This window comes from Bradyrhizobium sp. 197, assembly GCF_023073375.1.
Classification (GTDB): domain Bacteria; phylum Pseudomonadota; class Alphaproteobacteria; order Rhizobiales; family Xanthobacteraceae; genus Bradyrhizobium.
The window spans coordinates 135,236-149,446 of record NZ_JADPJJ010000079.1; the positions used below are offsets into that span (position 1 = coordinate 135,236).

At 64.8% G+C, this 14,211-nt stretch carries 12 protein-coding genes; 4 read left to right on the forward strand and 8 right to left on the reverse strand.

Annotated features, from left to right (window positions below; all coding sequences use genetic code 11):
• Positions 1–51: 51 nt before the first annotated feature.
• Positions 52–789: a hypothetical protein gene (locus IVB27_RS19370; RefSeq protein ID WP_247444920.1), complete on the reverse strand. Its 738-nt coding sequence runs from the start codon at positions 787–789 to the stop codon at positions 52–54.
• 293 nt (positions 790–1,082) lie between these two features.
• Between IVB27_RS19370 and IVB27_RS19375 the strand changes: the two genes are divergently transcribed.
• Positions 1,083–2,114, forward strand: a complete 1,032-nt coding sequence (locus tag IVB27_RS19375) for an ABC transporter substrate-binding protein (RefSeq protein ID WP_247444921.1) — start codon at positions 1,083–1,085, stop codon at positions 2,112–2,114.
• Entirely contained in the window at positions 2,111–4,786 is a 2,676-nt protein-coding gene (locus tag IVB27_RS19380; protein ID WP_247444922.1) for a hybrid sensor histidine kinase/response regulator, read from the forward strand. The genes IVB27_RS19375 and IVB27_RS19380 overlap by 4 nt, the downstream gene beginning before the upstream one ends.
• A gap of 10 nt (positions 4,787–4,796) precedes the next feature.
• Here the strand turns inward: IVB27_RS19380 and IVB27_RS19385 are convergent, their stop codons facing one another.
• The gene (locus tag IVB27_RS19385; RefSeq protein WP_247444923.1) at positions 4,797–5,723 is read right to left on the reverse strand and encodes a LysR family transcriptional regulator; all 927 of its coding nucleotides are present in this window, start codon (positions 5,721–5,723) and stop codon (positions 4,797–4,799) included.
• A gap of 129 nt (positions 5,724–5,852) precedes the next feature.
• Between IVB27_RS19385 and IVB27_RS19390 the strand changes: the two genes are divergently transcribed.
• Both IVB27_RS19390 and IVB27_RS19395 read left to right on the forward strand, forming a co-directional pair.
• Positions 5,853–6,791, forward strand: coding sequence for a ring-cleaving dioxygenase (locus tag IVB27_RS19390; RefSeq protein WP_247444924.1), 939 nt, complete (start codon positions 5,853–5,855; stop codon positions 6,789–6,791).
• Positions 6,788–7,414: an alpha/beta hydrolase gene (locus IVB27_RS19395; protein WP_247444925.1), complete on the forward strand. Its 627-nt coding sequence runs from the start codon at positions 6,788–6,790 to the stop codon at positions 7,412–7,414. The genes IVB27_RS19390 and IVB27_RS19395 overlap by 4 nt, the downstream gene beginning before the upstream one ends.
• Positions 7,415–7,457: 43 nt before the next feature.
• On the opposite strand, the gene IVB27_RS19400 is transcribed toward IVB27_RS19395, so the two are convergent.
• From IVB27_RS19400 to IVB27_RS19425, 6 genes are all read right to left on the reverse strand, one after another.
• Positions 7,458–8,432, reverse strand: coding sequence for a magnesium transporter CorA family protein (locus IVB27_RS19400; RefSeq protein WP_247444926.1), 975 nt, complete (start codon positions 8,430–8,432; stop codon positions 7,458–7,460).
• A gap of 362 nt (positions 8,433–8,794) precedes the next feature.
• Positions 8,795–10,291 carry an ABC transporter substrate-binding protein gene (locus IVB27_RS19405; protein ID WP_247444928.1) on the reverse strand — a complete coding sequence of 499 codons (1,497 nt, stop codon included), beginning with the start codon at positions 10,289–10,291 and terminating at the stop codon, positions 8,795–8,797.
• 53 nt (positions 10,292–10,344) lie between these two features.
• A complete protein-coding gene (locus IVB27_RS19410) occupies positions 10,345–11,349 on the reverse strand; it encodes an ABC transporter ATP-binding protein (RefSeq protein ID WP_247444929.1) in 1,005 nt (334 codons plus the stop codon).
• Positions 11,346–12,359, reverse strand: a complete 1,014-nt coding sequence (locus IVB27_RS19415) for an ABC transporter ATP-binding protein (RefSeq protein WP_247444930.1) — start codon at positions 12,357–12,359, stop codon at positions 11,346–11,348. Before IVB27_RS19415 ends, IVB27_RS19410 begins: the two co-directional genes overlap by 4 nt.
• A gap of 2 nt (positions 12,360–12,361) precedes the next feature.
• Positions 12,362–13,255, reverse strand: a complete 894-nt coding sequence (locus IVB27_RS19420) for an ABC transporter permease (RefSeq protein ID WP_247444932.1) — start codon at positions 13,253–13,255, stop codon at positions 12,362–12,364.
• Complete coding sequence (locus tag IVB27_RS19425; protein WP_247444934.1) at positions 13,252–14,202, reverse strand: ABC transporter permease; 951 nt, start codon at positions 14,200–14,202, stop codon at positions 13,252–13,254. The genes IVB27_RS19420 and IVB27_RS19425 overlap by 4 nt, the downstream gene beginning before the upstream one ends.
• Between the last annotated feature and the right edge of the window lie 9 nt (positions 14,203–14,211).

The window sequence follows — 14,211 nt, forward strand, 5'->3', positions numbered from 1 at the left end:
TTGGCGCCGATCCACAACCGGGTGGGAGAATGTCGTGGAAAGGTTCCGGCATTAGAACTGGCCGGGCGGCAGCTTGAAGATGTCAGGGCTCTTGGCATCGGCGACGTAGAACAGCAGCAGGCTGGTCGGCGTCAGCACACGCTGGTTGTTCTCCTTGTTCTCGAACGTTCCTTGGAGAAGCAGGATGACCGAACGATCCTTGGCGTCGCTGCCGCGGAACATCACGATGCCGCCGCTGACGGGCATGTTGACGGCGACGGAGTCGGGCTTGAAGCCCTCGCTGAGGAAATGGGCGCGCAGGATGTTGGCATTGGAGAACAGCTTCTCCGCCGTGATCGCCGCGTCGGTGCCCTTCGACCAGACCGCGCCGATCTGGATCAGCGACTTGGACTTGTAGCCGAACACGTAAGACAGCTCGGCGGTGCCGCCGTTCGGCAGAAGCTCCGGAACGGAGAGCAGGACGCTCCGCGTCAATTCGGACGCGTTGTCCTGAACCTTGATCGCGTCGGACTTGGCATTGAAGTCCTTCGTCATCGCCACGCGCACGTCGGCCTCGTTCATGCCGAACTTGGCGGAGCGGAAGCCGTCGATCGCCTTGATCTTGTCGTCTGGGGTTGGCGTCTCGGCGGCGGCGGCCGACGTCGCGCCGGCAGCGACCGGCGTACCGGCAGCGGCCCTCGGTGCCGGCGCAGCTTTCTGCTTCGGCACGGCGCCCTGGGCCGCAAGGGGCCCGGTTGCAACAGAGGTGAGCAGGCCAACGAGGGCCGGAACGAGATAGATTTTGCGCATCGAAAACCTTCGAAAAAACTTGAAACAACGCTTTAAAAATCGGCAGCTACGAATTGGCTTCCCCGAACCGCCATCGCAACCGAGACGGAAAATGTTGCAGCGCCGCAATGCGTTACAAGGTGTCACGGAGTAGACAAGGATCGAAACAGCGACTCTCTGGCGGCGTAGGAATACGGTATCGGGCTGCCAAACGCTGCGAATGAGCAGTCACAAACGCATTTTTTCATCAATTGTGGATGCCGGCTGTTCGCGCTAAGCATCGGCTTGGGGCAAACCATCATGCAAAGACTTTCATGACCGAACGGCCTTCCGCGCTCGCGGTCGATCGCCGCGGGTTCATTCGTCTTGCGGGGACAACCGCTGCGGGATGGCTGGCGCTCGGCGCAACATCTGATCGCATGCGGGTGGTCGCATCGCTGACCGCATTGCGGCTCGACGACGAATTGACCAGAAGAAGCATGATCGACAGCCCGACCTCTCGCCTGGGTGGTCTCATCGTGGGCTTGAGGCAGCGAGGTTGGGTCGAAGGCGTCAATTTCCGCTTCGAGCTCCGTTCGACTTTCGGCGCACCGGATAGACTGAAGACCGCGGTCCAGGAGTTGCTCGAGCTTAAGCCGGACGTGATCCTGACCGGCTCGACAGTCGAAACCGGGGCCGTCCTCGCAGTCACCAAAACCATCCCGATCGTCTTCGCGACCTCGAATGACCCTGTCGGCAATGGCTTCGTCCAAAGCCTCGCACATCCCGGCGGCAACGTCACAGGCTTCACCAGCAGCACCGCCGAGATGGGCGGCAAATGGCTTCAGCTCGTCCGGGAGGCCGTGCCGGATATCGCGCGCGTTGGCGTCCTGTTCAATCCGGCGACCACGCCCGGCGCCGGACGATTCTACCTCGATTCCCTCGAGCAAGAAGCCGCGGCGTCCGGAGTGGCGGTGGTGCTCGCGCCCGTCAGCACGGCAGCGGACATTGACGGGGCGATCAGCCGCTTTTCCGAACCGCCAAGGGCGGCGATGATCGCGCTCGTCGACAGCTTTCTGGTGGTCAACCGGCAGGCGATCGTCGCGGCAACCGCGAAATACCGCGTTCCCACGATTTACCCGTTCCACTATTTCATGGATGCGGGCGGGCTGATGAGCTATGGGCCGACGCTTGAAGTGCGCTCAGCCGACTATGTCGATCTCATCCTGCGCGGCACCAAGGCCGGCGATCTTCCGGTGCAAGCGCCGCGGAAATACGAGCTCCTGATCAACCGCACGGTCGCCCGCGCGCTGGATTTGACGATCCCATTCACGCTGCTCGCACGCGCCGACGAGATCCGCGAGTGAACGAGACGATCGACCACGGAAATTTGCGGACGCCTCCCGGCCGGCTGTTCCGAAAATACCTCTACTCGATCGCCGCCCTCGCCTTCGCCGCGCTTGCCATCAACACCGGCTTGGACGTCTGGTTCTCATATCGCGAGCAGAAGCAGCTTCTGGCGGCGACCCAGCGCGAGCAGGCAGCGTCCGCGGCCATTCAGATCGGCCAGTTCATCGGCCAGATCGAAAGCCAGATCAGATGGCTCTCCCGCCTGCCCCCCGAGCTGTCCACGAACGAGGACGATCGTCTGAACGCCATCCGCCTCCTGCGTCTCTCGCCCGCGATCGCGGAAATCGCCGAGCTCGACGCGCAGGGCCGCGAGCAGGTGCGCGTGTCGCGCCGTGTCGCGGACAGGATCGGCAGCAAGACCGATCTCTCCACCTCGCCCGCTTTTCGCGGCGCCAACGAAAGCCGCGCCTATTACGGACCGGTCTACTTCCTCGGTGACACCGAGCCGTTCATGACGCTTGCCACACGCGGAACGGGCCTCGCGCCGAATGTGATTGTCGCCGAGGTCAATCTTCGCTTCATCTGGGACCTCGTCGCCGGAATCAGGGTGGGCAACACCGGCAAGGCCTACGTGATCGATCGGATGGGGGTGTTGATCGCGCATCCCGATTTGTGGCCTGCACTGCGTCGCAGCGATCTCTCCAGCCATGCCGACGTCCGCGCCGCACTCGATGGCGTGGGGCCGCCCTCGGGCGGCCTGGTCAAAGAGGATCTGTCCGGTCAACGCGTGCTGTCGACCTATGCGACGGTTCCCTCACTGGGCTGGTTGGTGTTCGTCGAGCTCCCGCTCAGCGAAGCCTACGAGCCGATCTATGCATCGATCGGACGTTCGACATTTCTTCTGGTCATTCTGCTGGCCTGTGCGGTGCTCGTCTCTTTGTTTCTCAGCCGGCGCATGACCGTGCCGATCCAGATCCTGACGCAGGGCGCGCGGCGGATCGAGAGCGGCGACCTCGGCCTGCGGCTCGCGATCAAGACCGGCGACGAGCTGGAGGCGCTCGGCGATCAGTTCAACCGGATGGCCGCTCACTTGCGCGAATCCTATGCGACACTCGAACGCAAGGTGATCGAGCGCACCTCGGAGCTGGAGAAGACCCGAGACCAGGCGCTTGCCGAGCACGACGCCGCCGAGCGCGCGCGCAGCGCGGCGGTGGCGGCCAACGAGACAAAATCGCGCTTTCTCGCGGTCGTCAGCCACGAGCTGCGCACGCCGTTGAACGGCGTCATGGGCGTGCTGCAACTGCTCGACGACGGCAGCCTCGGCGAAGCGCAGCGGCGCGGCCTCACGACCGCGGCTGCGTCGGGGGAAACGCTGATCGCGCTGGTCGATGCCATCCTGGAATATGCACGCCTGGAGGCCAGCGCCGAAACTCTGGAAACGCGTGATTTCCGGCTCGACCAGCTCATCGAAACGGCCGTCGATCTGATGCGGCCGCAGGCCTTCGGCAAGGGACTGACCTTCGACCTCGCCTGCGATGCGACAGTCAATACCTCGGTGCACGGCGATCCCGTGCGGCTCAATCGCATCCTGCTCAATTTGATCGGCAACGCGATCAAGTTCACCCCGCGCGGCGGCATCGGCCTGAACGCCGCCGCCGAGCATCATGACGATCATGCCCTGCTGCGCATCACCGTTCGCGATACCGGCATCGGCATCGCGCCCGACATGCACGAGCGGATTTTCGAGGATTTCGTCCAGGCCGACGACAGCATCGCGCGGCGGTTCGGCGGCACCGGCCTGGGGCTCGCAATCGCACGCCGCCTGACCCGCCTGATGCGCGGCGAGTTGACGGTGGCGAGCACGCCGGGTGCAGGCAGCTCATTCATGCTTGAAGTGCCGCTCGGCATCGCCGCGAGCGGCATCGCACAAGGCGCGGTTCAGCCATCATCGCGGCAGCTTCGCGTGCTGCTGGTCGACGACGATCCCGTCAATTGCGAGGTCGGCGAAGCCATGCTGAAGAGGCTCGGCCACCACTCCACGATCGCCACGAACGGAGCGTCGGCTATCGCACTCGCCCGCGACCAGGCGTTCGACATCATCCTGATGGATCTGCACATGCCCGACATGGACGGCGTGGAGGCGGCGTCGCGGATCGGCAGGCTTGGTCTGCCGAGGATGCCGCGCATCATCGCGGTGACGGCCGATGTGTCGCGCCGCGCCCGCGAACGGCTTGCAGGGGCAGGCATCGCCAAGATCGTCAGCAAGCCTATCCTGATCAACGCGCTGCGCGAGGCGATCGAGGACGAACCGCAGGACGAGCCGGCAGCAGTGCGACTTGCCGCGGGCGCGTTGATCGACCGGCATTTCCTCGACGAGCAGAAAGAGCTGCTGGGCGCGACGCAAATCGAAAAGCTCCGCCGGCTTCTGCATCAAACGAGCGAGCAACTGATCGGCGACATCGCCAAGGCCGCCGAGATTGGCGAACACACGCAGTTCGCGCGTTGCGCGCATCAACTCGGCAGCGCCGCGAGCGCGCTCGGCCTCGTCCGCCTGTTCGAGCGCTGCCGCGAGATCGAGCTGGCAGCAGCCACGATGTCACCGTTCGAATGCCAGAGTGCCGCCAGCGAGCTGGTCGCGCTTCGGCAGGCCTCGATGAGCGCGCTGGACGAATTGCTCCGGCCGGCCTAACAGCGTCCGGTCAACTGGCCGCGGCGGGTTTGCGCTCGCCTGCTTCGTCGTCCTCTCGCCCAAAACGTTCGACCAGAAAGTCGATGAACAACCGCACCTTCACCGACAGGTGCCGGGTCGGCGGATACACCGCATAGAGCGCGAGCGGCGGCGCTGAATAGTCGTCCAGCACCGTCCGCAGCTGGCCTTTTCGCAACGCATCGGCGGCGATGAACTCGGGAAGCAGTGCGAGCCCCCTGCCCTTGATCGCGACATCGCGCAGCACTTCCGCATTATTGACGCAGAGCGACCAGGCCGGCTGGATCCAGTGATCGCCATCGGCGCCTGTCAGCTTCCACTGATTGCCGGTGAGCAGGAAGCCGTAGGTCAGCGACGCATGCTCGCGCAGATCCTGCGGATGTTTTGGCGTGCCGTGACGTGCGAGATAATCGGGCGAAGCGCAGATCATGCGCGCCACCGGCATGATTTTTCGCGCGATCAGGCTCGAGGACTCCAATTCCGCGATCCGTAACGTCACGTCAAAGCCGTCCTGGACGGGATCGAGCAGGTCGTCGCTGAGGACCAGTTGGAGCTGCAGCTCCGGATACCGCGCCATGAAATCGGCGAGCACCGGCCCGAGCCGCATCGTGCCGAACGACATCGGCGCGTTGACGCGCAACAAGCCGCGGGGCGCCGACTGGGCTTGCGTCACCGCCTGATCGGCGGCCTCGATTTCCGAGAGGATGACGACCGCGCGCTCGAAATAGCGCTGGCCGTTCTCGGTCGGGCTCGCATGCCGCGTGGTCCGATTCAGGAGCTGGACGCCGAGGCTCTCCTCGAGGTCGGCGATGTATTTGCTGATCGCCGAGCGCGACAGCCGCAACTGGCGGCCGGCCTCGGCAAAGCTGCCGCTTTCGACAACTTTCACGAAGGCCCGGAGGCTGACCACCTTATCCAAGGGCAGGCCCCCGGGATTGTTTCCAAATTGTAGACATAGACGTCATATTTACATGGATTGTCGCCAATCCAAAGCGGCACAATATTGACGGCCAGAGCAAGACCGCTCCCCGAGTTTTGGAGGACGACAATGTCTGGACTGCACCACGTCACCGCGATTGCCGGCGATCCCATCAGGAATTTCGGGTTTTACACCAGGGATCTGGGCCTGCGCTTCGTCAAGAAGACGGTCAATTTCGACGATCCCGGCACCTACCACTTCTATTATGGTGACGAGACCGGCCGCCCCGGCACCATCCTGACCTTCTTCCCGTGGGCCGGCGTGCCGGCCGGGCGCCGCGGCGTCGGCGAAACGCACCAGACCGCCTTCCGGGTGCCGCAACGCTCGCTCGGCTATTGGACGCAGCGCTTCACCGAGAAGGGCGTTGCTTACGAGGCGCTGGAGAAGCGCTTTGGCGAGTCCGTGCTGCCGTTCACCGACCCTGACGGCATGGCACTCGCGCTTGTCGGCGTTCCCGGTGCCGAGAACGAGCCCGGCTGGAGCAACGGCGACGTGCCGGCCGAGCACGCGATCCGCGGCTTCCACGGCGTGACGTTGCTGCTCGACAGCACGGCGAAGACGGCCGCCGTCCTCACCGACGTGTTCGACTTCAAGGAGACCGGCCGCGAAGGCTCCGTGATCCGCTTCAAGGCGCCAGGTGCTGTCGAAGGCAGCGTCGTCGACATCTACGAGGCCAAGGGATTTTTGCGTGGGCATCAGGGTGGCGGCTCCGTGCACCACATCGCCTTCCGCGCTGTCGACGACGCCGAGCAGGGCAAGATGGCGCAAAAGCTCGTGAGCAATCACGGCCTGCATCCGACCGAGCAGAGGGACCGCAACTACTTCCGCTCGATCTACTTCCGCGAACCCGGCGGCGTGCTGTTCGAGATCGCGACCGATATCCCCGGTTTCGCCGTCGACGAGCCCGTCGCGACGCTCGGACATGACCTGAAGCTGCCGAACTTCCTCGAAGCGCAGCGCGAGCAGATCGAGGGTGTCCTGCCGAATTTGGAAGAGAGGGTGTCGTGACCGAGAATTCATTCATCCATCGCTTCGAGCCCGCGACCAGCGCGGGCTCGCCTCCTCTCCTGCTGCTGCACGGCACCGGCGGCGACGAGAACGATCTGCTCGGGCTTGGCAAAATGATCTCGCCCGGCTCCGCCCTGCTCTCGCCGCGCGGACGCGTGCTGGAGCACGGCATGCCGCGCTTCTTCCGCCGCCTCGGCGAAGGTGTATTCGACGAGGAGGACGTCCGCCGCCGCGCCCTCGAACTCAGCGACTTCGTCGCGGATGCACGGCAGCGCTACGGCCTCGCCGCGCCTGTCGCGGTCGGCTTCTCCAACGGTGCCAACATCGCCGCCGCGCTGTTGCTGCTGGAGCCGGATGTGCTGGCAGGAGCGATCCTGCTGCGCGCGATGGTGCCGCTGTCCGCGCCGCCGAAGGCCGAGCTTGCGGGCAAGCCGGTCCTGCTGTTGTCCGGGCAAGGCGACCCGATCGTGCCGGCGAGCAATTCGGCACGGCTCGCCGAGTTGCTGTTGCAAGCTGGCGCGGGCGTGACACACAAGATCCTGCCGGCGGGCCATCAATTGTCGCAAGCCGACGTGACGCTCGCCCACGACTGGATCGGCAAAATCGCTGCCGAAGTCGCCTGATCCCGAAAAGCGGCGCATCGTTTTCGGACGCCGCGCCGCCGCTCTACTCGAACCAGCCGCGCCGCTTGAACCAGATCAGCGGCAGCACGCCGCTTGCAATGATGGCGAGCCACGCCAACGGATAGCCGAACGTCCAGTCCAGCTCCGGCATGTGCTTGAAGTTCATGCCCCAGATGCCGACCAGGATCGTGGGCGGCACACCGACGACCGAGACGATCGTCAGGATCTTGAACAGCTCGTTCTGCTGGATGTTGATGAAGCCGAGCACGGCATCGAGCAGAAGCTGGATTTTGTCCGACAATCGCGTCTCGTAGTCGCCGAGCGAAACGACGTCCTTGGATACGGCCTCGAGGCGCTTCTTCGACGCGGCGGTGATCCATTCACTCCCGACATCGCCGGCAAACGAGGCGATGCGGCCCACGCCCAGCAGGACATCACGTGCCTTTGCGAGCCGATCGGCCAGCTCGCCGATGCTCTCCAGCGCCTCGCGCATCCTGCGGCTGGTGCGCACAGGCCGCTTGCTACGAACCAGCCCGCCTGTGAAGACGCCCCGCGAAAGCCTGTCGACCTTCGCGCCGAGATGCTCCAGGATATCGGCCCCGCGATCGACCATGGCCTCGATCAGGCTGGTGAACACGCACATGCCGTTCTCCAGGCTGTCATCGGAACCGATACGCTTGCCGATGTCGTCGAAGATCGACAGCGGCGCAAAGCGCACCGTCACCAGTACGTGCGGACCAATGACGAAGCCCACCGGCGTGATCTCGGCCTCGTTGTCCTCGCTGAGCCGGATCGCCGGTGCGCTGAGATAGAGCGTCCCGTTGTCGAAGATCAGGCGGCTCGATGCTTCGATCTCGCTGAGCGAATCCTCGGACGGAATACGTATCCCCAGCGATCGTTCGACGAACTGCTTTTCCTCCGCAGTCGCGTCCAAAAGATCAGCCCAGATGATCTCGGACGGCATTTCCGCGCCGATGTTCTGCCAATCGTCGGATGGCCACCTGTACAGTTTGAGCAAGAACGAACTCCGCATACCCTAGCGCCGGATTGCACGGCATGCGGCCATCCTGCGCTGAACTAACGCATGAGGGTTCCGATCGTTCAAAGCCGGGGGGAGCATCAGAGGCGGCGTAAGCCAACCAAGAGGGCGCGGCCTCCTCCGACGATGCCATCATGCCGGTGTTTTGCCCGACGGGTCAATGGCATCGCGGAACGCGCAGCGCGCAAACCGGTGAATCACGCTACGCGCAAACCATTGAAATGATTATCCCCGGCTACTGTGCATGGGGTTGTTTTTCAGGTTTTCGTTTGGACCGGGTCGTGACGATCTCTTCCGTTGGGAGAGATCGTCACCGAAATCACGCAATCGACCTGCGCGACCTACTCCCACGCCCACGTCGAGAAATCGCTCTCGTACTGCGGCACGTCCTTCCAGACGCCCTTCAGCTTCTTGTTGGTGATGGTGATCAGCTGCGGCTGGTACAGGTAGCCGGAGACTGCGTCGGTCGCCAGCATGCGTTGCGCATCGCCGAGAAGCTTTGCGCGGGCGGCTTCATCCGGCGTCGACACGATCTGCTTGTAAAGCGCGTTGAACGCCTCGTTGTTGTAGCCGAGGTAGTAGTCCGGCTCGGTGATCTTGACGAGGTCGATCGGCTCGACATGGCTGACGATGGTGAGGTCGAAATTGTGCGGACCGTTGCCGGCGAACACCTGCGACAGCCATTGCGCCCATTCAACGTTCTCGATCTTGGCGATGATACCGACCTTGGCGAGCTGAGCCGCCAGGATCTCGCCGCCCTGCCGCGCATAGGACGGCGGCGGAAGTTTCAGCGACAGCTCGAGCGGCGTGGTGATGCCGGCTTCCGCCAGCAGCTTCTTCGCCTTCTCGGGGTCGTAGGGGTTGATGCCGGTGGTGTCGACGAAGCCGAGCGCGCCCGGCACGTAGAAGCTGCCGATCGGCGTGCCGAAACCGTCAACCGCGCCGTCGATCATCGCCTTGCGGTCGATCGCGGCGAGGATGGCACGGCGCACGCGGACGTCGTCGAGCGGCTTCTTGCGCTCGTTGATGCCGACGATGGTCTTGGCGCGGGAGCCGCCGACCATGACGTTGAAGCGCGGATCGGCCTTGAACTGGGCGATGGTGCGCTGGGCCGACACGCGCGGGAACGCATCGACGTCGCCGGAGAGCAGCGCCGCGGTCTGCGCCGCCGGATCGGAAATGAAGCGGATCGTCACCTTCGACAGCTTGATCGCGGCGGCGTTGCGATAATCGGCCCATTTGTTCAGTGTGATCGAAGAGCCCTTGGCCCAGGCCCCGAGCTGATAAGGCCCGGTGCCGACCGGCTGCGTACCGTTGGTGGGTGCGCTCTTCGGCTCGACGATCGAGCCGCTCGCCTGCCCCAGCAGGAACGGCAAGTTCGGCTCGGAATATTTCACCGAGATCACGACCGTATCGGCGTCGGGCGCATCGACCTTCTCGAAGGCCTGGAACAGGCTCTTGTCCTTGTTGGTGCTGGTGGCGACAGCGTTGCGCTCGAACGAGAACTTGACCGCCGCGGAATCGAACGCCTCGCCGTTGTGGAATTTGACGCCCTTGCGCAGCTTGAACGTATAGGTCTTCAGGTCGGGCGAGGCGGTCCAGCTCTCCGCCAGCAACGGCGCGACGGTGCCGTCCTCGTTGATCTTGGTCAGCGTCTCGTAGATGTTGTAGAGCGTGACTTCGGCGATCGCGGCAGCGGCGGCGTTGGTGGGATCGAGGCCGGGTGGCTCCAGCGCCATCGCCATGACGACGCTGTCCTTCTTGCTCTGCGCCAGCACCGGCAAAGGGGCCACGGCAAGCGCGACGGCGAATGCGACGATCGATAATTTCCTCAACATGCGTAACTCCCGGCCTTCTCTATTCCCAGCCTACGCTAATCCCGCCGCGGACGCTAACCTTCCACGGGCAATGGCGGCAACGCCATCACGGCCTCCGACTTGTGGCAGGCGGCGAGATGCGTCTCGCCCACCTTGCGTAGCTCAGGCAGAACCTCGCGGCAATGCTGGTGGGCGAGCGCGCAACGGGTGACATAGGGACATCCGCTCGCGGCCGCCGATTGCGAGGCGATCGCCTGGGCTCCGCGCCGGCGCCGGCCGCCGCCGGCGCGCGCCCGAGGCACGGCATCCAGCAATGCTCGGGTATAGGGATGGGCACAGCGCTCGAACAAATCCTCGGGACGGCCCTGCTCGACGATCCGGCCGAGATACATCACCGCGACCTCGTCGCAGAGATAGTCGACGACGGCGAGGTCGTGGCTGATCAGGACATAGCTCAGCCCGAACTGCTCCTGGAGATCCTGCATCAGGTTCAAGACCTGCGCCTGCACGGAGACGTCCAGCGCGGAGACCGGCTCGTCGGCGACGATCAGCTTCGGTTGGGTGATCAGCGCGCGCGCAATGGCGATGCGCTGGCGCTGGCCGCCGGAGAACTCGTGCGGATATTTCTCCATGTCGGCATCGCGCAAACCCACCTGCCGCAGCACCGCAGCGACGCGCGCGCGAAAAGTCCTACGATCGGCGTCTTCCAGCACGGTCAGCGGCTCGGCAACGATGCGCGCGATGGTCTGGCGCGGGTCGAGCGATCCGTAAGGGTCCTGGAACACCATCTGGAAATCGCGGCGGGCGCGGCGCAATTCGTCGGCGGAGATGCGGTTGAGATCGCGGCCAAGCAGCGCGACCTGGCCCGAGGTCGGCCGTTCCAGCGCCATCACCACCCGCGCGAAGGTCGACTTGCCGGAGCCGGACTCGCCGACGATGCCAAGGCTCTTGCCGGCATCGACCCGCACACTGACACCATTGAGCGCGCGCACCTGCCCCGCCGGACGGAACAGGCTCTCGCGCGGCAACGTGTAGCGCTGCTCGAGATCCATCACGTCGAGAAGAGGCGCCGTGCTCATGCGGACAGCGCTCCGACATTCGCGGCCATGGACACGTCCGTCCGGATGCAGCGCACGAAGTGGCCAGGTCCGACGTCCACCATCGGTGGAAGCGCGGTCCGACACGGCTCGATCACGAGCGGACACCGATCGGCGAAGGTACAGCCGGAAGGCAGATCCGCGAGCTCCGGCACCGTGCCCGAGATCGTCGTCAGCCGCGTCCCCTTGCGTGCGCCGAGCTTCGGCCGGGCGCGGAACAGGCCCTGCGTGTAGGGATGTCCCATCCGCCGGAACACCTCGTCGGTCGGCCCGCTTTCGACGACCGTGCCGCCATACATCACCATCATCCGCTGCACGTTCTCGGCGATGACGCCGAGATCGTGCGAGATCAGGATCATCGACATGCCGCGTTCATCGACGAGGTCGGCGATGAGGTCGAGGATCTGGCCCTGGATGGTGACGTCGAGCGCCGTGGTCGGCTCGTCCGCGATCAGAAGGTCCGGCTCGCAGGCGAGCGCCATCGCGATGGTGACGCGCTGGCGCTGGCCGCCGGAGAATTGGTGCGGATAGGCATCGATGCGCCTGGCCGGATCGGGTAGCCCGACGCGGTCGAGCAAGGCGATCGTCTCTTTACGCGCCTGCGCCGCCGAGTATTTCTTGTGACGGCGCAGCGGCTCGGCGACTTGATGGCCGATCGTGTGCATTGGGTTGAGCGCGGTCATCGGCTCCTGGAAGATCATGCTGATGCGGTTGCCGCGCAGGCTGCAATAATCCGCATCCGAAAGCCCGACGAGCTCGCCTCCATCCAGCTTGATGCTGCCGGTGACGACCGCGCTGTCGGGCAGCAGTCCCATCAGCGACAGCGCCGTCACCGACTTGCCGCAGCCGGACTCGCCGACGAGCCCGAGCGTCTCGCCGCGTTTCAGGGCGAAGCTGACGCCGCGCACCGCCTGTGCCGGCCCGCGGCTCGTGTTGAGGTGCACGCCGAGATTTTCGACCTCGATGAGCGGCATGGTCGAGCGCTCGCTCATCGTCATCGCTCCCGCGCCAGTCGTGGATCGAGCAGATCGCGCAATCCGTCGCCGAGGAGATTGAGGCCGAGAACGGCGACCGCGATCGCAGCGCCCGGATAGACCGCGAGCATCGGGGACTGGAACAACAATGTCTGTGCGTCGTTCAGCATGCGGCCCCAGGACGGCTGCGGCGGCTGCGTACCGAGCCCGAGATAGGACAGCGCGGCCTCCGCGAGGATCGCGAGCGCGAACTGGATGGTTGCCTGCACGATCAGGATCGACAGGATGTTGGGCAGGACGTGCTCGATGGTGATGCGGAAAGATCCCTTCCCCGCCGCGCGCGCGGCCAGCACGAATTCGCGCGCCCAGATCGCGTTGGCCGAGCCGCGCGTCAGCCGGATCAGCGTCGGAATCTGAAAGATGCCGATGGCGACGATCGAGGTCACCATGCCGGGCCCGACGACCGCAGAGAGCATGATCGCGGACAGCACGGCCGGAAAGGCGAAGGTGAAATCGGAGAAGCGCATGATGATCTCTTCGGTCCAGCCGCGCCGGGCCGACGCCACCAGGCCGAGGCAGACGCCGAAGGTGAGACCGAAGCTCACCGCAATGATGCCGACCATGATGGTGGAGCGGGCGCCCGCGAGCAGCAGCGAGACGATGTCGCGGCCGAAGACGTCGGTGCCGAGCCAGTGCGCGGCCGAGGGCGGCCGGAGCTTCGAGGCGATGTCGATCTCGTAGGGTGACCACGGCGTCCACACCAGCGACAACAGTGCGGAGGCGAGCACCAGCAGGCTCAGCGCACCGCCCAGCACAAAACTGCGATGGCGCAGCGCGCGGCGCCAGAAGGTCCGGGCCGGCAGAGCACGCGTTGCGGCCGGCGCGTCGACGAGGGTGGTCAGCGGCGCGCTCACAGGTCGTGGACTTTGATGCGGGGATCGACGAAAGCATAGAGCACGTCGACCACGAAATTGACGATGACGACCATGGTCGCGAGCAGCATCACGCAGTTGCGCACCACGATCAGATCGCGATTGGCAATCGACTGGAAGATCAGGCGGCCGAGGCCGGGTAGATAGAACACGTTCTCGATCACGATGGTGCCGGCCAGCAGATTGGCGAATTGCAGCCCCATCACCGTCATCACAGGGATCATGGCGTTGCGCAGCACGTGGCGCCACAGCACCTCGCGCTTGCCGAGCCCCTTCGCGCGCGCCGTGCGGACGAAGTCTTCACGCAGCACTTCCAGCACCGCCGAGCGCGTGACACGCGCGAGGATCGCGGCCTGCACCACCGCGAGCGAGACCGCCGGCAGCAGCAGCGACTTGATACCGAGCCAGATGCCGTCCTCCCAGCCGGGAAAGCCGCCCGCGGACAGCCATTGCAGCCGCACCGAGAACAACAGCACCAGCAGGATCGCGAACCAGAAATTCGGCAGCGCGACGCCTACCTGCGTTAGCGACATCACGCCGACATCGCCGAGCTTGTTGTGGTTGGCGGCGGTGTAGATGCCGGCCGAGAGCGCCAGCGTCACCGTGATCAGCATCGCCATGATCGCAAGCGGAATGGTCAGCACCAGCCGCTCCGCGATCAAGCTCGCGACCGGCGTGCCATAGACATAGGAGTTGCCGAGATCGCCGACGAGAAGGCCCTTGATCCACTGCAAATAGCGAACCGCCAGCGGCTGGTCGAGCCCGAGCTTGACGGTGAGCGCGCGCACCGCGTCGGCCGAGGCGTCGGCGCCCATCAGCATCTGCGCGGCATTGCCCGGAAGAGCATCCAGCACCAAAAAAATGATCACGGATGCGCCAACCAGCGTCGCCAGCAAAGTCAGCAGACGGCGGAGGACAAATACGCTCATGCGCGCTCG